We start from the raw sequence: 20,506 nt of genomic DNA, 5'->3' as shown, positions 1-20,506 counted from the left end.
CCGGCTCTTTTATATTGGGGGTGAAAAAGTGATTAGACAGAGCCAATATTTCATGTTTGATAACGTAAAGTCGATCGACTACGGTGTAGAAAACGTTAATACAGAATCAGGGTTAGTTGAAGAATCTTTTTTGGGCTCACGATCAGTTAATGAAACTTATGTAAAAGGAAGATCAGAGCCGTACACTGAAGGAGTCAAAAGAGAATCAAAACAATTCCCTTTAAACTTTTATGTTGGTGAAAATTATGATGAGAAAAAAATAAGAGCAATTAAGCGCTGGTTAGATGTCGATGATTACAAGCCCTTAGCTTTCAGTGAAAATTTAAACATTGTGTATTATGCAATGCCCGTAGATACCAGTGATCTAGTCCATAATGCGGCTAGACATGGATATGTTCGTTTGACAATGAAATGCAACTCCCCTTATGCATACAGTCGAAACTCAAGTACTCATTCCTTTGATATATCATCAGGAATGAAAATCATTGAACTCCATAACAAAGGTGATGTTGCGATTTACCCTACTGTGGAAATTCTTAAAATTGGCGACGGCGATGTAAAAATCGAGAACCTGAGTGATTATACTGATCCCTTTATATTCAGCAATCTAAAAGACAGAGAAATTGTTAAAGTGAATGGCATCAAAGAAATTATTGAGTCGTCTTTATATGGGAATGAAAGATATGATGATTTTAATGACAATTTTATTAGATTGGATTACGGGAAAAATCGATTAAAAGTGACCGGAAAATGCAAACTGAGATTCACTTTCAGATTTAAGTATCGGTAAGAAGGTGAAAAATTGATAACTATTCGCAAGGATACAGAAATAAAAAACATACGCTTATCCCTTGCTAAGCCAGATAAGACTAAAATAGCCAACATTGATGAAGTTCTGAATCCAGCTGTAACTTTAAATCATGGAAGCAGCGTTCACGAACTCTCCTTTTCTATTCCGCTTAATGCCACCTATGATGGGGTCGTTAAAAGAAATCATGTTGTAGATTTACTAAAACCCTGGTACCTAATTAAAACAGAGTTCTATGGGCTTGCGATTTGGTTTATTATCACTAAAAGAACCAAGTCTTTCAGCAGTGAAATGGATACTGTACAAGTTGAATGTAGATCACTTCAACATGAATTAAGCAGAATGAGCGTTCTTAAATATGAGGAGACATCTAAAAACCTACAGGAAGTAGTTACAGACTGCTTAAAAAATACCAGCTGGACGATTGGATACATAGATACTCTCTTTAACATAAAACGAAGACAGTTTGATGTATCATCAACTAATAAGCTTGATTTTTTATATTCAATTTGCGAAAAATTCGATGCAGTTCCACTCTTTGATACAGTAACTGAAACTGTCAGCTTTTATAAAGAATCAGACATCTCCAAATACAAAGGTCTTAAACTGAACCCTCGGCAATATATGATTAGCATGGACGATGCTGATGATGCAGACGAATTAATAACAAGACTATATGCTACTGGAAAAGATGGTATAAGTATTAATTCAGTGAACCCAACTGGACAATCCTACATTGATGACTTCTCTTATTTCCTCTTCCCTTTTCAACGTGACGAACAACGAAATGTTATCACCCACAGTGCATATATGCCAGATGAACTCTGTCATGCAATCCTTGATTACAACGACCTGGTTAATAACGAAGGAAATGCATTTAATAAACTTCTCACCCAAAAGAACGCAGCTGAAACTGGTTTAACCAAAATGAATAATGAGCTTTACACCCTTGATCTTGAAGTACAAAAGCTATTGGATCGAATTGAAGTTGCGAAGAAAGCTGGAGATGACACAAGTCAACTGAAAGCTCAACTTGCAGTAAAGCAGAAATCAGTAGCAGAAAAGAAAAGCCAAATTGCCACAATTGAATCGACAATTTCTCAAATCTCCGCTTCAATTTCCAAACTTAAAGAAAAGCTCTCATTTGAGAACAATTTTACTGAAAATCAGCAAAAACTACTCTCACGTTTCATTTCAACAACTGAATGGTCAAATGACAGTATCTATGATGAAAATGAACTTTATGATGATGCTAATGAAGAACTTGAAAGTCGCAATGCACCGCCAGTGAATGTAACACTCGATATTGTAAACTTTTTCAATTGTCTCAGCGAAAAACACAACTGGAAAAGGTTAAGTTTAGGGGACATTGTTCGGGTTCAACAGAATGATTTAAATACAGAGGTTAAAGCCATAATTTCATCCATAACAATTGATTTTGAGCAATCTAATATTAGTGTCACTATTACAAATGGGAAAAGGGTTCAGTCTAATTTCGAGAAAATTATAAAGACTGTTTACAGAACTAACAAGATTAGTACTGAATTAAACAAAAGGAAAATTGAATGGGACAAAGTAACTGAAAACTTCAATATTCGAAATGACAGAATTTCAGTGCAGCCGGCATCCCCTGCTATTGCTTCTGATGGCACTGCAATTACCCATAAGGTAAATGATAACGGGTCAGTTGATATTACCATTCAGTGGGACTATGTTGATTCCGATGAGGACAAATACAACATCGATGGATTTGAGATTTACTTGCACGGTAGTGATTACAATGAGGAGTACACATTTGGGTCTGTGCAAGCTAGTGAGAACTTACAAAATGTTAAGTATGACAGGCGTACAGCCACTTTTACTGGATTACCTTCAAATATGTACTACACTATTGGTGTTCAAGCATATCGAAGGGTAGATGCAGATATAGATATAAATCAGATTCTTCTTTCGGATATAGTTAAATCTAGTCATCCTTCTGAAAACCCCTACCTCCCTTCTCCTTCTGTTGAAGTTAAAGGAAGCCTTAGTGGAAAAGTTAATGGCCTCTATACAATCTCTACAGAAACAAAGCCTGAAATCCCTGAAGCAGGAACAATTTGGATTGATCCCAAAACAAATAAACAAGAGCTTTTTAACGGCGAACAATGGATTGTCTCTTCCTCTGGCTCGGCAGATTCCTTGAACGGATACATAGCATCAACAACTAACTCTCCAAATTCGATACCTGTTCGTAATGACTCAGGTGTAATTAATGCCTCTATTGATGGGAATGCAGAATTATTAGGTGGCAGATTAGCCTCAGAATATGCTCTAGTTGAAAGCATTCCAGTCATACCTAAGTTTGCTAAAGGAACTTATATTGGTGATGGGAATACGAGCAAACTAATCCCTCTCACCTTTTCTCCAGACATGGTCAAGATCACACCTATCTCTTCTGAGGATAGCCAGTTGGTTATTGAAAGCTCTTCTGGAGGCTATGCTTATCAAATAACTTCTTCTGGACTCTCTTTAATTGGAGGAGATTTAAGTTATGGTGCCTTGGGAGACAAATTATTTGTAACTGGATCTGATGCTAATTGTAGAGGAAATAAATTAAACGTCAAATATATTTGGGAAGCATACCAACAAAATTAATGGAGGTGATTAATCTGACTGATTTTGCTGAGCTATATAACGATCCGATTTTAAGCAAAAAAAGAAAAGGAACAGTTGAAGATCCCTACTTAACATATAATGAATCACTTACGGTTTACAATGGTAGAGTTCTTCTAACTGAAGTTCCCAACCGTGAATTCCGTGTCGAAGTTATTGGCGATAACAAAGAATGGCGAGAAATTGAAGATGGTGAACTTGAAGACAACTATTTTAAAGTTGATTACCTAATGGGTGTTGTATTTTTCAAGGCTACAAATGAAGGAAAATCACTTACATTCAAATATAGTGGCGAAGGAGCCTCCTTCTTCCCTGCCTCTCGAATTTGGATTAAACGCCAAGGAAACATGGTTGTCGAAACTCTTCAGGGGCTTATTGATGAAGCCGAAGATGCAATTATTAGAATGAATGAGCGAATTGCTGAATGTGAGCGTGTTACAAAACGCTGTATTGAAATTACAAACTGGTGTAGACAAGCTACTTCTGATTATGAGTATGTTGTTGAAAACACTAGAAAAATATATTTGCCAATGGTCTATACATATCAGGATTTATTGGATACTTATCCAAATCCTCAAATTGGATGGGTTGTTACTGTTAGAGAAACCCGTATTGAATATCGTTGGGACGGTTTTGACTGGATTAATATTAGCATTTCGGATCAATTCGATGGATATAACGTTGTTTCAAGTTATATCGAACCTTACAATATTCGAACAATATGGCTTAGAACTAATAATCCACCTAGTAAAAAGAGAGTAAAACCTTCAAAAAACGCTCCAGATGCTAGCATGATTTGGATAAGAAAAGAATAAGGAGGAAAATATGGTCTTAGAAAATGATATCCCCCCTATTGGTACAATGAGTTACAAAGATGAAAATACAGGAGAATGGGTGCCTGTTGATGCTATAGCTCTAAAATCCCATACCGATAGAATGACTGTCGAAGATATTAGAAATAGTTTTAGTGAAATTAATGATTCAGTTGGAAATCCAAATGATATACCAACCGTCGGTAATAGTTTAATAGAGAAAATTAAAGATGAATTTAACAATAGAGGAATTAATGTTAAATGGTTAGGTGCTAAAGCAGATGGAAAAAAAGATGACACTGCGGCTATTCAAGCTACAATCGATTATGCAAGAGATAATGGTCTTTCAGATGTTTTTCTTCCGAGTGGAAAATATTTAATCACTAAAGGACTAATTACATATTCAAACATTCATATATATGGAGTTAAAGGTACAAAATTGGTTTTTGATAATATCCCCGTTGTATTCTCGGGAAGTGGATCATTTGGGTCGGAAAAAAACTTAGCATCAATACTAACTGTAGATGTTGAAGACTTTGAAACCACAGAGGATCATGAATTTGCAACAGGAGACTTTATATATCTTCTATCTCAAAGAGATTGTCTTTCTAAAGATGCTGGAGATAATTGGCGACTCGGGTATGCAACTCCTAATGTACCAGGGTGCTATTTTGGAGAGTTTCAAAAGGTAGCTGAAACTCCTACTCGAAATTCAGTTAGGTTGACTAATGGAGTCCTATTTCCTGATTATAGAACGGATAGATCACAAGAGACCTCCCCTCTTGCAAGAAGCAATGCAACCGCTCAAAAATTTAATCCAATAGTTAATTCCACAATTTCAAATATTGAATTTATAGGAAAAACAAGTAGACTTATCTCTTTCGTTGCAGCATATGACTGTTATGCTGAGGATATCAAATGGTCTAGTTATGGTGATGGAGTCGCAATTGTATTTGAAAACTCATTGAATTGCGAAGCTCGCAAAGTCAAAGCCTACTACCCTAATAATACATTTCCGGCTTCAATCTATAGTAGAAATGCATTTAAGGTCATATCTTCTCAAAGATGTGGATTCGATGATTGTTATGCAGATCATGGATCTCAGTCTTTTGATATTACCTATAAATCAAAATCTTGTCCATCTGTCCATTGTTATGTGACTAATTCTAAAACTAGAGGTGCTTCTCATAACCCACTAACAACTCACGCAGGTACTTATGGCTTCACTTCTGCTAATAATGAATTTTTAGACAATCGCAGAAATGGTATTGCCATTAGAACTCGTAATAGCAGGATCATAAACAATACTGTATCCGGGTCTAACGTTATGCTAACAAGCAGCTATGGAATTTGTTTATATGAAGGCTGGGCTAGAGATTGTATTATTAGTATAAATACAATAAACGGCTTTAATAGTGGCATTGCAATCTTAGACTCAACTGATCCTGAAGAATGGTTCACTTGGGTAGGAGCAGAGATTACAAACAACACAATCACTAATGTGAACAAAGTTTTTAAATATCAAAAAAACGAGAATAACAAATCAATTTCTAACTCTGGAATAAGATTTATGAGCAATACAGGTAATAATATGACTGGTCAATATGCAAAATTTGCTCACCTTTCTCCCTATGTAGCAGGAATAAAAATTGAACACAATACTTTTGATGGAAACAACGTTGCAAATGGTGGCGTATACTGCTCAGAAAATACAACTGATATTCACGTTGACAATAATACATTTTTAAATATTACTAGTCGTGGTATTTGGGCATTGCAACCAACAGATTATAAAGCTTTTCCAAATAAGGAGTCAGATATTTATGTAGGATATAACACTTATGAAGGGGTTAGCACCAAAACATTCTTAGAGAAAAATGTTCGATTGTTGCCAACATATGTTTCTGGCTCTCTTCATCCAAATGCTACAAATGGACAAAAACAACTGATAGGTTGGTCAGGTGCACCTTGGGATGCAGTATACACCACATCTGGTGTAATCACAACTTCTGATAAAAACAAGAAAAAAGATATTAAAGACGAAAAACTCGGACTAGACTTCATTAACAAGTTAAGAGCAGTTACTTACAGAATGCTTGACGGCGAGCGCACACACCATGGTTTAATTGCTCAAGAACTTGAAAAAGCGGCAGAAGACTCTGGCATTAATATCAATGATTTTGCCCCGATTACAAAAACTAAAACAGAGCAAGGAGTAACTTATGGAGTAAGACACAATGAATTAATAGGTATCATTATTAAAGCTTTACAAGACCTTGACAATAAAATTGAAGAAATAAAATCATAATTTCATTAATGTCAGAGATAGTAACTAGAGCATACGTGAGATAAAGAGAGATTGGGTTTAGTCCCCTTCTCTCTTTTTTGTGCTTAAATTTATTAGTAGGAGAGATATTTTATGACAATTCAAGCTAGACTAATGTTGGTACCATCAAGTAAATATTCAATTAAATGTCCTTATGCAATGACGGCAAGGTATGTTACTTTTCACAATACAGCCAATGATGCATCCGCAAATAATGAAATTACATACATGAGAAACAATAACGCTGAAGTATCTTATCACTTTGCAGTGGATGATAAAGAGGTTGTTCAGGGTATTCCAGTGAATCGAAATGCATGGCATACGGGAGATGGATCAGGTCTTAACTCAGGAAACCGCACATCTATTGGTGTAGAGGTTTGCTACTCTAAATCTGGTGGAGAACGATACAGAAAGGCAGAAGCACTGGCAATCAAATTCATTGCACAACTACTCAAAGAACGTGGCTGGGGAGTTGAGCGAGTTAAGAAACACCAAGAGTGGTCAGGAAAGTATTGTCCTCATCGTGTTTTAGATGAAGGTCGTTGGGATGAAGTTAAAAATAAAATTGCTGCCGAACTAAAAGCGCTTGGTGGCAAATCAACTACTCCAACTAAAATATCAGCCAAACCAACAACCTCTTCTTCTTCCTCTTCATCAGCAAGGGGTTCCCTTAAATCAAAAGTTAACGGTCTCCGTTTCTACTCAAAGCCATCATGGGAAGATAAAGATGTTGTCGGCACAGTAAATAAAGGTATTGGATTCCCTACAGTTGTAGAGAAAGTTAAAGTTGGATCTGCGTATCAATACAAAGTTAAGAACTCTAAAGGCGCTACATATTACATCACTGCTTCTAACAAATATGTTGATGTTACAGGATCAGTTAAAACCTCTTCCTCTACCCCAAAAACAAAATCAACTTCTTCAAGTTTTTCATCTATCAAATCCGTAGGAAAAATCAAAATTGTCGGTGTATCAAGCGCTGCAATCATAATGGACAAACCTGATCGTAATAATTCTAAAAATATTGGCACAGTCAAGCTTGGAAACACTATTTCAATCTCAGGCTCTGTTAAAGGAAAAAACAACTCAAAAGGTTACTGGGAAGTTATCTATAAAGGTAAACGTGGATACATCTCAGGACAATTCGGTTCAAAAATCTAATTATATACAATTATCTTGGAGGATGTTTGCTGTTCTATACATATCAGCGAATATCCTCTTTATTTTAGGAGGTGATGTAATGTCACCTTTCTATATTCATTAAAGGTTGGTGACAAATGGATAACTTTGAGCAAAGCACCATTTCAAGATTAAGTGCACTAGAAGAAAAAGCAAAACACACTGATAACAAGATTGATTCTCTTGAAGAAAGAACAAATGTTATCGGTCGTATCGCTACGCTTGTTGAGCAACAAGTCGAAATTAATAAAGACTCTCAAGCACAATCAAGAGAACAATTCAGTACTCTTAACGAAATGAGCAACAGTTTAAAAAATCTAAGTAAATCATATGAAAAACTGGACAATCGAGTTGAAATCTTGGAGCGCTCTGATTCCACTCGCAAAATTGATCCCTCACAATTTACAAAAGACCTTGTATTCAAGGTGCTGCCAAGTGTAATTGCCACTATTATCGGCGCATGGTTGCTCATACATTTTGGCCTCAAATAAAATAAAATTAACAGGAGACGATTAAATGACTAAAATCAACTGGAAAGTAAGACTGAAAAAGAAAACATTCCTTGTTGCAATTTTCTCTGCAACGCTCTTATTCGTACAAGCAATTGCCTCTGCTTTTGGATACGACCTGACTGTATTTGGTGACGACTTAACAGAGAAATTTAATGCCCTCCTAACTTTTTTATCAGCAATGGGCATCATTATCGACCCAACAACTCAAGGTATTTATGATAGTGAACAAGCAATGGATTATGATTCACCGAGATAACCCCCCTACCCTTCTCTTAATTGAGGAGGGTATTTTTTTCGCTTTTTAAGATAACATTAATCTTCCTTATTCATTTAAATATGATAAAATATTACATATCAGTCTATTGGATACATAGAGGGAGGGATTTCAATGGAGCAATTAATTCCGTCATCCACAGTGGGAGTTAAAATCAATGAGTGGTATAAATACATACGGATGTTCGCCGTTCCAGATGCAGAGATATTAAAAGCAGAGGTTGAAGAAGAAATAAAACATATGAAGGAAGACCAAGACTTATTGCTGTATTATTCTCTAATGTGTTTTCGTCATCAGCTAATGCTCGATTACCTTGAACCTAAGTCCTTGAATGAAGAACGCCCTAAAATTTCAGACTTATTAGAAAAGATCGAAAGTAGCCAAACAAAACTTAAAGGTGTCCTGGAATATTACTGCAATTTCTTTAGAGGAATGTATGAATTTGATAAGAAGGATTATATAAAAGCAATAAGGTCATATAAAATTGCTGAGAAAAAGCTCGCTTTAGTAACAGACGAAATTGAACGAGCTGAGTTTTATTTCAAAATGGCTGAAGTGTATTATCACATGAAACAAACCCATGTATCGATGCACTATGCTGAAGCAGCCCTTAACATTTATAAAGACCAAAAAACTTATACTGTTCGCCGAATACAATGTGCATTTGTTGTAGCAGGGAACTTTGATGATTTGGAAAGTCATGAAAAAGCTGTTCCACACCTTCAGAGAGCCTTAAAAGATTCGAAAGCTATAAACAAGCACAAACTAATTGGGGCATCATTATATAATTTAGGGAACTGTTATTATAAAATGAAAGAGTATGACAAAGCTGCTGAATATATTGAACAAGCAGTCTCATTGTACGAAAACGATAAAAGTGATCTTCTCCCTCATACGTTATTTACACTTACACAAATTTACTTCAAAATGAAGGATATTGAAAAAGCCTTTATTCTTTATAAAAAAGGAATCGAGAAAGCACAAGCCCTAAACGATGATGTCTTAGTTGCTGAGTTTAATTACTTAAAGGCTTTATATATCGACTCTATAGATAAACGCACAGTTTTCCGAACTTTTTCTGTACTTAAAGATAATGTTATGTATCCAGATTTAGAGGAATTAGCACTCGACACGGCTAATTATTGTAAGGAGATAGGGCAATTTGAAAACTCAACCACCTTTTTTGACCTTATGGTGGATGCCCGAATCCAAATACAAAGAGGAGAGTGTTTATATGAAATTTAAACTTGCATTAGCCACCTTGTCAGTTGTCGTTGGATTAGCAATTTTTAGTGGCTTTTCATCCTCGAATGACAAAGAGTTCCATGAAGCTAAAAGGAATATTACTTCTATTCAACCGACCAAGTTTTTTGTTTAATGTTTAGCCCTTCTCTTTGAGAAGGGTTTTAACTCTTATGTCCACCAGTCAGCCCTGCTCTGTGAAGCGCAGTACCAGCAGATGTATAAGAAACTGCTCTAAGAATCGCTTTCGATCCGTATTTACTTCTAATCCCATCCATTACAAACCCAAGTTTCCTTCTCTTTTCATTATCCACTTCAAATAAACTCAACTGTTGATTAACATCATCCTCAATATTTGATAACGTAACTGAGATACTTCTTACTGTTTTACCCGAGTAAAACTTATCAAACAGCATCAAGCAATATCTATATATGTCCATCGTGATATTTGTGGGAAGATCTATTGTTTTGGCTCGGTGAAATCCACCACCCAGATCATCTTTACTGTATCCAATACCCAGGCTAATTGTTCGACCAGCTTTGTTGTGTGTACGTGCCCTTCTTGCGACTTCCTCACAAATTTCCAAAAGAACAGCCTTAATCTCTTCTCTCCTTGTATAATCCCTCAGTAAAATCTGACTCTTACCAAAACTAATCTGACCTTGCATTAATGGAGCACCTATTTCTGATAAATCAATTCCGTGAGCATGATAATACAACTGGTTCCCCATTATTCCGAACTTCTTTTCAAGCAATTCTAAGGGAAACTTGGCTAACTGGCCTACAGTCGATATCCCCATTCGATTTAGGTTTCTTTCCATCCTCCCTCCTATTCCCCACATCTTAGACAACGGGTGAACCTTCCAGAGTTTATTTGGTACATCTTCATATCTCCAACGTGAAATACCACTTTTTGTTTTCTTACTCTCCAGGTCAAGTGCAAGCTTACTGAGCAACATATTATCTCCGATGCCCACTGTGCACATTAGTCCAAATTCTCTCCACATGCTGCTTTGAATTGCTTTAGCCATTTTTTCAGGATCTTCTTTTCCTGCATCTAAAAAAGATTCATCAATTGAATACGTATGGACACATTTTTCAGGAACAAATCTGTAAAACAGCTTTGTAATCTCAGTTGAAACTCTGATGAAAAGCTTCATTTGCGGATTTACAATGTGTATTCTTGGATCTTCAGTTATCTCAAAAAGTCTCGATCCTGTTTTGATTCCAAAATCTTTTTTAAGTGCAGGAGATGCGGCTAACACTACACTTCCCTGTCTCTCTGTATTTCCTACAACAGCAAGATAACATGTTAAAGGGTTAAGCCCCATTGTTACAGCCGATACAGAAGCATAAAAGGATTTCATATCGACACAAAGTATATTCTTTCGTGGAAATTGTGAGTAATCAATCATTGTATGTAACTCCTATGATGTTATTCATGTTGATATAAACTGTATTGTCGTTCTGGCCTTTTACGTGAAGCTTTTGTTGTTCAAAATTAATGTAATGGACTCTGCCGGTGACATTTTCAACAAATCCATTGTTAAAAAGTTTAAATTTCAACTCTTTGTTAAATTCAAGTGCCTCAGAGACGAGAATATCCATCTCTTCAATTTGTTGATCATCCAAGGATGGCTTTTCAATTTTTGATACATCAATCAAATCTTGTTTAAGCTGTGTTAAATGTTCTGGAAGCATCATTGATGTCCATTTGATTGTTCCTCGATCCCTAAGCATATCGACCCACTCCTTTATCGATCTAATATTAACAGAACAAGCGTTCTTTATTCAAGATAAATAAGAACAAAGGTTCGATGTAAATGTTGGTAACGGTATTCTTCCAATAAATACCCTAATATTCGTTCATGCAGATGAGAAAAATTAAAAGCACCCTAATATAAGGTGCTTTAAAACTGTTCTTTTTAAATAGATTATTTGTCTTCCATTTATAAGGCTTTTCCCCAATCCCCTTTCTACAAATAATTTTTATTCACTCTATTCGCTTTTTAGATTAGACTTCTTCATTTCCGCAATTTCAGTTTCCAGTTCTTTAATCCTTTTATCTTTTAGTTTAACTTCTTTTATTTTTTGTGGAAGAAACGCAATCACTGCTCCCAATCCAACTAAACTATAAAAATTTGTATAAGCTCCCAAATCATTAATTGTATCAATAGGTAAGTGGGGCATTACTATTATCGCAAAAATACCCATGAAATATAAAAGGATTTTTAATTTTTTTTGTTTTTGTTTTTCTGTATCCATTAAATCGGAGAATGTAAGAAAACAGGCACAAACTGATATTCCAAAAAGATAATTGTTGCCTAATTCTAGCCCACATAAACTCAAAACCCCTAGAAACATAATACATACACCTAATACTTTTACTATTTCTTCATTATCATCCATATGAACCCTCTTTCTAAATATCGACTACAAATATTTAATTGTGTTTATCTAGTGAGTATGCGCTTATCATTATTATCTAATAAGTCTTTATTGAAGTATATCCACCTGTTGAATATCGGTAAATGGGTAAAAATGTTTAACAGTTGATATAAAAAAGAACCTGCATTTTGCAAGTTCTTTTTATATTGTCAATTTATTGTGAATTTTTAACGACAAGGGCATTTATGTATAGTATAATATTTCCTGTACATAAAGTTTGCTCACTCAAGGGAGTCTTGCTCACCTCCATGTCTCAAACAGAGGAGGTGAGGCCAATGTCAACTTTTCAAGTATTAGTACTCATGCTTGGATTTGGGTCATTTATAATTGCATTGTTGACCTATATAAAAAAATAGACCTCCCTTGAGCCCTGGAAAAGTCTAAGGGATGGTCTATTCGGTAGATCTGAGCAAGCCCTTTTGTGGGCAGCTTTAGTACAAACAATGACCTGTGGGTGTTGGCGCACCCCTGGTCTTCTTTTATTTTATGCATTTCTTAAGAAAGAAATACGCTGTAACCAATCAAATGTCTTACAGTTCTGATTATAACACATTAAGTGAAACCATTGAAATAATTTGCAAAACTTTTGCTTTATGGATAAAACCATTATTTTATTTAGATTGAGGATTTAGGTTCGACAAGCAACAATACTTTGGTATTGTGTTAATCATATCAGCAGCCTTTTCTTCAACTAAGCCCACAGTAAGCTACTCAGGCATAACAACTTTCAAAAAGTGAGATTAAGGAAACATCTATTTTAAATCAAAAGCGAGCCCCATCAAACCTAGCGCATCTTTATGAGTTTCCAAAGTTTATAAGCACCTAGAGATAATAAGCCAACACCGAACAAAAAGGTTAAAATCAAACCACCAAAGAAATAAAATCCTCCCATGAACCTCACTCCTTTTTCAGTGTCATGCCATCAACGGCCTTGATACCTTAATGTATATTATATGAGCTCAGATTCAAAAAGTACCAGTCTTTAAAAACTGTCAATTTCAATACTTTTGTTTAGTTGTCTAAACTAACTTTCAATGCATCAGCTAGCATGGCGGTAAAATTATTAAATTTGTTCATCAGCGTTCCAGAGGGTTTATCAAGCTCTAAGTATTCATTCTCAATTACATCTAAACAATACCAAGCTGTATCTGAGTCACCAAAAAATAGATATTTTTTCTGCTCATCATTTTCGTGCCACTGTTCATTTGTTTCAATAAAACCATAAACTTCTTCATCATTTTCTTCTCTCAGTAATTCTTGATCCAATCCATAGATTACCAAGCCATTATAATCTAATCCGTTTACAGTTTGAAGGAATTTTTTATATCCTGAAGGAATTTCATTTACAGGGAACTTACCTAATACCGCTTCTTCAAAATTTCTTATTTCTTGGTCTGTAACAGGAGAATTTAATTCATCTCCATACTTTGCTTCAGTTTTTCGAATTTCCTCTAATAAATTTACCCACATAAAACTGCCCCTAATTTTTATTACTACGCCAAACTCGTAATCGAACAAAGCTCCCTTAGCAAGAGCTTAATCATCAATTGCAATACTTTTGCTTAATCGTCCCAGTCTTCATCCTCCTCCCAGTTTTCTTTTGCCTCTTCAAGCTCTTTCATAAGAAATTGCAGAAAGTTATCTGCAACTGTGTCTCCATGCCCAGCTTCATTTGCCCAAACAATAACTGGACATTCGCCGTTTTCCATTTTGTTTGTATCAAGGCAATAAGAAAATTCATCTACATACTCTATAACGACAATACCATCACTTAAATCATAATGAGTTCTATATTCTTCAGTAACTGTCACAACTCTTGCAGAAACTTTCCCATGGCCAAGTATATTCACCCCGTAGATTCCACCTGAACCATACTTATTTAAAAACCACTTATAACTCTCGGGAAGTTTTACATTTAAACTGTTTTGTATCTCTCTTATTTTTTCTTCACTTATCCCGCCTGTAAAATCATCATCTTCATCGTTTTCTTTAATAAATTCTTCAATTTCATGATAATTCATGGTTACATCTCTCCTTTCTCAAATTGACTTGCTCTCCATTTCCAATATCTTCGTTGGAAGCTTTTATACTGATTCCGCAGCTCCCTGTCATTTCTAAAACTTTCTCCACCTTTTTTCAATCCATGAAGAACTTTTTTATTATTTTGATGCACAGAAGCAGGAATTTCCACCATCGTTCCTGGCTCTTCTTGAATTAAGTGATGTAAGTTGATCTTTGTACCGTCATTAGCAAAAGGAGCGTCACCTTTTTTCATAAGTTGTATATTTGTTTTTCCACTTTCAGCATCAACTTTGTTTATATCAATATCTTTCAATGTGTATACTCTACGACTCACATCTTTAGTTTTACCTGAAGCTTTAACCTTTCCTTTAACCTCAAAGGCACCGTACTTTTCTTTATTTAGCCAAGGGAGAGTTATTTCCTTACCTGTAAACGGCTTTCTGGTCTCATCAAGTTTCTTCGCATTAGTCAAAAGTTCGTTCTTAAGGTTTTGGCTATCAACCACATTGTATGGTACGTTATCTGCTAGAGCAAGTTTATATTTAGAGTTATAAGGCAACAAATCTGAAATGTTGACATCCTTAATTTTCTTACCTGCCTGACTTGCTTTGTTTATTACTTTGCCCGCTGCATCTGCTTTATTAATGGCTCCTGCACCTTTTGTACCAACAACAGCTGCAGCTACTGAACCAACAGCATAGGTAACCCATCTTGATCTAGAATAGGCATCTCCATTCACCATATCTTTTTGATACGATTCTTCTATTGCTGCTGAAATAGCATCATATGTTTTCACTGGATGAATAACTGCATTGCCCAGTGCTGAGAGTGTTTCTCCCGGATCGGTGATGAAGTCCCATATGCCGGTTACAGTGTCTTTTCCAACATCATATAAACCTACTCCTACACCTTTTACGATATCCCAGGTGATCTCTCCTGCTCCTTCTAGCTGCTTTGCTTGTTCAATTTGCATTGCAAGCTGAACTTGAGCTGGCTCCAGATTCTCGTACCCTACTTTCTTAGCAATCTCTAAATACTCATCTGGGTCAGACACACCACCATTAAGTTTCTTTTTCAATTCTTTTATTTCACGTTCCTTAGCTTCTTCTTTCTTCACGTTTAAATAAGCTTCAGAATGCTTCTCAATATCGCCTTTTTTCTTATGTATGTCACTTTCTCTATACGCTTTAGCGTTATAGTGAATCGGAGTGGCGTTCTTCCCTTTGCCTGTTGATTCCTGCAGCTTTTTAAAATCTTGCTGGATGAATTGTTCGTTTGGCTCAGCCTCAGCGTACTCTGTTTTTAAATCCTCATCAAGCTTGTTTAGCTTATCGATTGTTTTTTCACGTTTGTCATCTGCAGAAGAAAGTTTGTCTTTGAAGTCTTCTGTTGAGAATATTTCAAGGGGGAGAATATCATTGATGTCATTCAGAATGTCTTTCATCGCTTTCTTCTGTTCGGACATAATGGATTTTGATTTTGTGTATGCATTGACAAGTTCATGTTCTAAAAAAGATTCTTCTATGTAAGCATCTGACAACTTTGCTTCTTCAAGTTTTGCGGATACGCTGCTTAAAAAAGCAATTTTCATGTCAATCAGATCGATCCATTGGTCTGTTACGCCGACATGATCATGATAAAACGCTTTGATATTGTTAGCGCCCTTACCGGAAAACTCGCTGTCATCTAGGTCGGCTACAGCTTTAAATGCTTTTCTGAGCTTCACCATTTGTGACCTTAGTTCCTTATACTCTTTGGTTCTTTTATCCGCTTCAGAGAGTAGTGAATCAGCCTCAAAAACCTTCATATCATTCTCCTTTCATGCTTACTCCATATAAATTTTACCACAATTCCCCATGTTAGACCTAACACACAACCAATTAACCTAGGAATTTAGAACTTTAAATGTTTCTTAACTCTCAAATAGTCTATTGTAATTATTTGGTTAATTTGATATTATCCTGTCTGGAGGTGGAATAATATGTAACAATATAACATTTATTAGCTATTAATTTGTAATGTAAACCAGAAAAGGGAGATGATTGTTTATGAAAAAGTTTTTAAAGTGCTTTGGATTAACTGCTCTAACTGTTGTTTTACTTCTTTCCGGACTCTTCACACATGAAAAGAAAGTAGCTGCAAGTGAATCATCTAACAAAACAAGTATCCAAGGAATCGACCTTACAAAACGTATATCTTCAGTTAATGGAATAAAGCAAAAAACTGAAGCATCAAAACAACCAATTTCAAACGCTTCTACCAAGCTAACTCAAATTGCAAAAAAAGAAGGACTTGAAGTTGAAAACTCTTATCAAACTTATATTGCTTATGATAAGAAAGATGGCAAAATTTCAACTGGACAAGTTACTTCTGATAGTCAGCGTATAGGAATACAGAAAGGTTCAAAAAGTGTTGTTTACCTAAGCCATACTTTCTTAGGTGGGAAAGTGAACAAAGTTATTCATGGAGTAGAGATTTCAAAAGTGGTTGGGGTTCGACCTGCAACACTTGAAGTTCAACAAGCGTTATGTAAAAGTGGCTACTATAACAAGCAATTTACGTGTCCACATGTTATTAGAAAGACCTTTGTTGGAGGACAGATTAAGAAAGGTGCTGAAGTTCATCAGCTTCTTAACGTTAACTATACTTCTTTTTGGAAATATTCAGGAAGCGCCATTGCAACATGGGCAGGAAAGCCCCCTACGCTTCGAACTCTAACATGGACTGAAGGTTTATACTTGACCAATAAAAAAGGTACTTTCTTTCCTGTTTATACAGATAAACAATCAGGCTTAGACTTGCTTGCACCTGCGAACGTGTACTTTAAGAAAGTTAAGAAAAAAGTTGACTGGGGAAATAAAGAAAGAAAAGCATATCGAGCATGGTATGAGAAAAAGTATGGGAAAAAAACTTGGTCAAAGTTTGAAATACACCATCAATTGCCTAGAGAATATGGTGGCGGAAACTCAACTAGCAACTTAGTTCCTTTAGATAGCGCCTTTCATAGAAGTGAAGTTAATCCTTGGTGGAGAGCGTATTAATATAAGAGAGACTCCTAATCATAGGGAGTCTCTTCTAAATCCATATTTTCATAATACAGCTTTACATCTTTGTTTACTTCCCAATATTTGAATCCATTAGAGCATACCAACCTGTCTAACCAAATTTCAAAACTTGGAGCAACCTCAATAGCTTCATCGAAGTGATCAATCGCATCCAAATAAAACATAAAGTCAAGACCCTTTTCATACCGTTTAGTATCAATTACATAACGTCCATCAAAATGATACCCAATTAAAAAACAATTTTCTGGAAGATCTTCTGTTTCATTATATTCCAAAACATCTTCAATACTAAGTATTTCAACCCCATCAAAAAACTTCATTCCATTATGTAGAGCTAGGAATTCTTCATAATCCTTGGGTAGACTTACATTGAAATGAGATTTTAATTTTGTAATTTCATCTTGTGTTGCGGGTTCATTAAATTCAAATGTAGCATCTTCTAATACGAAACCGCCTGGTTGAATCATTGGAAAAATGCCGTACTTAGAAACAGCTTCTTTAATACCAGCAAGTGTCAAATGAATAAGTTTGCCTTCTTCCATATCCTATCCCCCTAACAACAATTAACTAGATTTTACCATGTTATGATACACAAGGAAAGCATTACTATAGGACATGCTTATTAGGAAACAATTTTACTCATAATTGAAGCAGCATTTGTGGTGAACAAAATGTAAGTGTTATTTGCTGTTTTAATCACTACCCTATCCGTAGAGCCATAAGGAAACCCTATCCTTACTGCGCTTTTCTCCTCTCCCCCATAGTTTGGATCAAGAAGTACATCATTGATTTCTTTGATTGGAATTTCAATTTTGGATAGCTGCTAATTGATAATTAAGTTTTCATTTGATTTTTCAACTTTGATTCCTAATTTTTTTGACTTTGAATTAATTTTATAAGAGCCCTTTAAGGCCCTTATTTTTCTTTTACCCTTGGTATGAATTTGTTACAAACTCTTTTGCTTTATTAGCAACAGCTTCCCAAGTGGCTGCAGCATTATCAAGATCCGTAGAAAGCTTATTTATATCCTCATTCTCAAACCCATGTGCGAGTGAATAAAATTTATTTGCTATAAAACGCCAGTTTCCTTCAATTTGTCTTATAAACTCCATAGACCTTTCTGCCTGGTCTATTGCATTATGCAAGTCTATATTGATGCCGTGAAACAGATTTAGAACTTTTACAACTAATGCAAATTGTGCATCTGCACCGTTTAAACTCTGAAAATGATCAATTTTTTGTTTAACCATTTGAACATCAGAATACTCTAACATTTCGGATACTATAAACCCGATTAAGGGGCCTAACTCAGAGCTGAATTTTACTTTCTCATTTATTTCATGCTCTTCAAGAATTTCACCCAACAATTTTTTAATTGCATGAATATATTTAATAAATTATGTATCTCGCTCTCATCATTGTATTGTGAATCTAAATAAGTCATTACTTCTTCAAAAGAATTGTTCAATTGTGTAACACCTATGCAGTTGTTACCTCCTTGAAGAAAGGAATTTAGTAGATTTTGAACCTCTTTCATAGATTGTTGATTTTCATTGAGCTCTCTCATAAGTATAAGACAGACCATTTGAAAATCTTTAATAGCATCTTGTTTATCTTGATCATTGCTTGCAGTTGTAATTGCCCTTAAGCTTGGTTGTAATTCTTCGTTTATCTCTTCCGAAGTGATAGACCCAACATTGTAAATATCGTTAGCCATATTATTAACACAGCTGAATAAATTCTCCAACCACCAGTCACACAACTGTTTATATTCGTTATAAACATCATATAATTTCTGAAAATCTTGATGTATTTCAACGTTATCCGGTAAGTTCAAATAAGTTTTCATCTCTTCATTGCTCACAGGCAAACCCGTTCCAGTAAGAATATTCGCTTGAGTTTTTGCCCAATATCCAGTAGATATTAGCCCATCTCTTTCTAAAAGACCCTGTGGCCCATATTGGGATGTTGAATCTAAAACATTATCATATTTCATTTCTTGACCCACCTTTCATATTCTCTAAAGTTTATATATTTAATATAACAAAAAATCTTCCAATTTATTTTATTTTTTCAATTATTTTAAGTTCATCAAAAAAGTGAAACAGGAATCTAATTTTGTAAGGCAGATCAAAATTTAAGAATAAATTAAATTCACAATAATTGGAATGGAGATTATAATTATTAATGGTCTACCGATATAGATAGAGAACAAACATTCTAAAAGGGGAAATGAAGTTGAAGAAAGTATTATTAGGTTTTGCAGCATTCACTTTGAGTTTATCTTTAGCAGCTTGTGGCTCAAATGATGCTGAAAAAGTAAGCACAGAAAAAGAAACACCACAAGCGTCTACGGATGTAGAAAAGAAAACAGAACAAAAGGAATCTACTAAAGAAAAAACTGCTGACAAATCTAAGGGAAAAGACAAAAAGGAATTGGTCGATGTTAATCTAGATAGAGCTGTTGATGGTGACACAATTAAAGTTAGCTACAACGGAAAGGTAGATACAGTCCGCTACTTGCTTGTTGACACACCTGAGACGAAGAAACCAAATTCTTGTGTTCAACCATATGGTGAGGATGCATCTAAGCGAAATAAAGAATTGGTCAGCAATGGTAAACTGCAGCTTGAATTTGATAAAGGTGACGGGAGAGATAAGTATGGAAGACTGTTAGCTTACGTTTACGTTGATGGTAAATCTGTTCAGGAAACATTGCTAAAAGAAGGATTGGCCAGAGTAGCATTTGTATATGAGCCAAATACGAAATACATAGACCAATTCAAGAATGACGAGCAAGAAGCAAAATCAGAGAAGCTTTCTATTTGGAGTAAGAATGGATATGTAACTGACCGAGGATTTAGTGGCTGTGTGAAAGAGAAAAACACTGCAGTTAAAAAAGAAACAATGTCTAAACCGGCAGCAACGCAGCCTACAGCTCCAAAAGCATCAAGTGAACCATCGACTACAACTGAAGATGAAGCTTCCTCTGCATCATCCACTGGAGAAACAGAAACGTTTAAAAATTGTACTGAGTTAAGAAAGAAATATCCGAATGGAGTGCCTAGTTCACACCCTGCTTACCAATCTAAAATGGACAGGGATCATGACAACTATGCTTGTGAACGCTAATTGAAAGCCCTTTGTGGCTTTCTTTTTTTAA

The 20,506-nt window shown here is 35.4% G+C and carries 20 protein-coding genes and 1 pseudogene; 12 read left to right on the top strand and 9 right to left on the bottom strand.

Annotated features, from left to right (window positions below):
• The first annotated feature begins 28 nt into the window (after nt 1-28).
• From ACMX2I_RS10385 to ACMX2I_RS10345, 9 genes are all read left to right on the top strand, one after another.
• A complete protein-coding gene (locus tag ACMX2I_RS10385; protein WP_414956859.1) occupies nt 29-790 on the top strand; it encodes a distal tail protein Dit in 762 nt (253 codons plus the stop codon).
• Between the two features lie 12 nt (nt 791-802).
• Nucleotides 803-3,445, top strand: a complete 2,643-nt coding sequence (locus ACMX2I_RS10380) for a phage tail protein (protein WP_414956858.1) — start codon at nt 803-805, stop codon at nt 3,443-3,445.
• The gene (locus tag ACMX2I_RS10375; protein ID WP_414956857.1) at nt 3,445-4,278 is read left to right on the top strand and encodes a hypothetical protein; all 834 of its coding nucleotides are present in this window, start codon (nt 3,445-3,447) and stop codon (nt 4,276-4,278) included. Before ACMX2I_RS10380 ends, ACMX2I_RS10375 begins: the two co-directional genes overlap by 1 nt.
• A gap of 10 nt (nt 4,279-4,288) precedes the next feature.
• On the top strand, nt 4,289-6,583 hold the full coding sequence (locus ACMX2I_RS10370; protein WP_414956856.1) for a glycosyl hydrolase family 28-related protein: 2,295 nt from the start codon (nt 4,289-4,291) through the stop codon (nt 6,581-6,583).
• 111 nt (nt 6,584-6,694) lie between these two features.
• A complete protein-coding gene (locus ACMX2I_RS10365) occupies nt 6,695-7,762 on the top strand; it encodes an N-acetylmuramoyl-L-alanine amidase family protein (RefSeq protein ID WP_414956855.1) in 1,068 nt (355 codons plus the stop codon).
• A 116-nt stretch (nt 7,763-7,878) separates the two neighbouring features.
• On the top strand, nt 7,879-8,271 hold the full coding sequence (locus tag ACMX2I_RS10360; RefSeq protein WP_099043159.1) for a hypothetical protein: 393 nt from the start codon (nt 7,879-7,881) through the stop codon (nt 8,269-8,271).
• A 25-nt stretch (nt 8,272-8,296) separates the two neighbouring features.
• Complete coding sequence (locus ACMX2I_RS10355; RefSeq protein WP_414956854.1) at nt 8,297-8,548, top strand: phage holin; 252 nt, start codon at nt 8,297-8,299, stop codon at nt 8,546-8,548.
• Between the two features lie 132 nt (nt 8,549-8,680).
• Nucleotides 8,681-9,811 carry a tetratricopeptide repeat protein gene (locus ACMX2I_RS10350; RefSeq protein ID WP_414956853.1) on the top strand — a complete coding sequence of 377 codons (1,131 nt, stop codon included), beginning with the start codon at nt 8,681-8,683 and terminating at the stop codon, nt 9,809-9,811.
• Nucleotides 9,801-9,944: a hypothetical protein gene (locus tag ACMX2I_RS10345; RefSeq protein WP_153801665.1), complete on the top strand. Its 144-nt coding sequence runs from the start codon at nt 9,801-9,803 to the stop codon at nt 9,942-9,944. Before ACMX2I_RS10350 ends, ACMX2I_RS10345 begins: the two co-directional genes overlap by 11 nt.
• A gap of 28 nt (nt 9,945-9,972) precedes the next feature.
• Here the strand turns inward: ACMX2I_RS10345 and ACMX2I_RS10340 are convergent, their stop codons facing one another.
• From ACMX2I_RS10340 to ACMX2I_RS10330, 3 genes are all read right to left on the bottom strand, one after another.
• Nucleotides 9,973-11,223: a DNA polymerase thumb domain-containing protein gene (locus tag ACMX2I_RS10340; RefSeq protein WP_414956852.1), complete on the bottom strand. Its 1,251-nt coding sequence runs from the start codon at nt 11,221-11,223 to the stop codon at nt 9,973-9,975.
• Entirely contained in the window at nt 11,216-11,548 is a 333-nt protein-coding gene (locus tag ACMX2I_RS10335) for a YolD-like family protein (RefSeq protein WP_414956851.1), read from the bottom strand. Before ACMX2I_RS10335 ends, ACMX2I_RS10340 begins: the two co-directional genes overlap by 8 nt.
• Nucleotides 11,549-11,806: 258 nt before the next feature.
• Complete coding sequence (locus tag ACMX2I_RS10330; RefSeq protein WP_071581353.1) at nt 11,807-12,217, bottom strand: hypothetical protein; 411 nt, start codon at nt 12,215-12,217, stop codon at nt 11,807-11,809.
• A 314-nt stretch (nt 12,218-12,531) separates the two neighbouring features.
• Here ACMX2I_RS10330 and ACMX2I_RS10325 point away from each other — a divergent pair, with 314 nt between their 5' ends.
• Nucleotides 12,532-12,612 (top strand): putative holin-like toxin, encoded by an 81-nt coding sequence (locus tag ACMX2I_RS10325; protein ID WP_127721184.1) that lies wholly within the window; start codon nt 12,532-12,534, stop codon nt 12,610-12,612.
• Between the two features lie 655 nt (nt 12,613-13,267).
• Here ACMX2I_RS10325 and ACMX2I_RS10320 read toward each other — a convergent pair.
• From ACMX2I_RS10320 to ACMX2I_RS10310, 3 genes are all read right to left on the bottom strand, one after another.
• Entirely contained in the window at nt 13,268-13,726 is a 459-nt protein-coding gene (locus ACMX2I_RS10320) for a YrhA family protein (RefSeq protein ID WP_414956850.1), read from the bottom strand.
• Nucleotides 13,727-13,818: 92 nt separating this feature from the next.
• Nucleotides 13,819-14,277, bottom strand: a complete 459-nt coding sequence (locus ACMX2I_RS10315) for an SMI1/KNR4 family protein (RefSeq protein ID WP_414956849.1) — start codon at nt 14,275-14,277, stop codon at nt 13,819-13,821.
• A 2-nt stretch (nt 14,278-14,279) separates the two neighbouring features.
• Nucleotides 14,280-16,085 carry a T7SS effector LXG polymorphic toxin gene (locus tag ACMX2I_RS10310; RefSeq protein WP_414956848.1) on the bottom strand — a complete coding sequence of 602 codons (1,806 nt, stop codon included), beginning with the start codon at nt 16,083-16,085 and terminating at the stop codon, nt 14,280-14,282.
• 241 nt (nt 16,086-16,326) lie between these two features.
• Here ACMX2I_RS10310 and ACMX2I_RS10305 point away from each other — a divergent pair, with 241 nt between their 5' ends.
• Nucleotides 16,327-17,319 (top strand): hypothetical protein, encoded by a 993-nt coding sequence (locus tag ACMX2I_RS10305; protein WP_414956847.1) that lies wholly within the window; start codon nt 16,327-16,329, stop codon nt 17,317-17,319.
• 14 nt (nt 17,320-17,333) lie between these two features.
• On the opposite strand, the gene ACMX2I_RS10300 is transcribed toward ACMX2I_RS10305, so the two are convergent.
• The 3 genes and pseudogenes from ACMX2I_RS10300 to ACMX2I_RS10290 all read right to left on the bottom strand — a co-directional run bounded on the left by ACMX2I_RS10300 (nt 17,334) and on the right by ACMX2I_RS10290 (nt 19,339).
• On the bottom strand, nt 17,334-17,885 hold the full coding sequence (locus ACMX2I_RS10300) for an SMI1/KNR4 family protein (RefSeq protein ID WP_414956846.1): 552 nt from the start codon (nt 17,883-17,885) through the stop codon (nt 17,334-17,336).
• An 80-nt stretch (nt 17,886-17,965) separates the two neighbouring features.
• The gene (locus ACMX2I_RS10295) at nt 17,966-18,154 is read right to left on the bottom strand and encodes a hypothetical protein (RefSeq protein WP_414958319.1); all 189 of its coding nucleotides are present in this window, start codon (nt 18,152-18,154) and stop codon (nt 17,966-17,968) included.
• A 115-nt stretch (nt 18,155-18,269) separates the two neighbouring features.
• Nucleotides 18,270-19,339 (bottom strand): annotated as a pseudogene (locus ACMX2I_RS10290) (toxin).
• 242 nt (nt 19,340-19,581) lie between these two features.
• Here ACMX2I_RS10290 and ACMX2I_RS10285 point away from each other — a divergent pair.
• Nucleotides 19,582-20,475 (top strand): thermonuclease family protein, encoded by an 894-nt coding sequence (locus ACMX2I_RS10285; RefSeq protein ID WP_414956845.1) that lies wholly within the window; start codon nt 19,582-19,584, stop codon nt 20,473-20,475.
• Nucleotides 20,476-20,506: the final 31 nt, after the last annotated feature.

The organism is Bacillus sp. SW14, from assembly GCF_047608225.1.
In the GTDB taxonomy this organism is placed as follows: Bacteria; Bacillota; Bacilli; order Bacillales; family Bacillaceae; genus Bacillus; species Bacillus subtilis_G.
The sequence above is the reverse complement of the archived record's forward strand: the minus strand, read 5'-3'. Positions and strand labels throughout refer to the sequence as shown.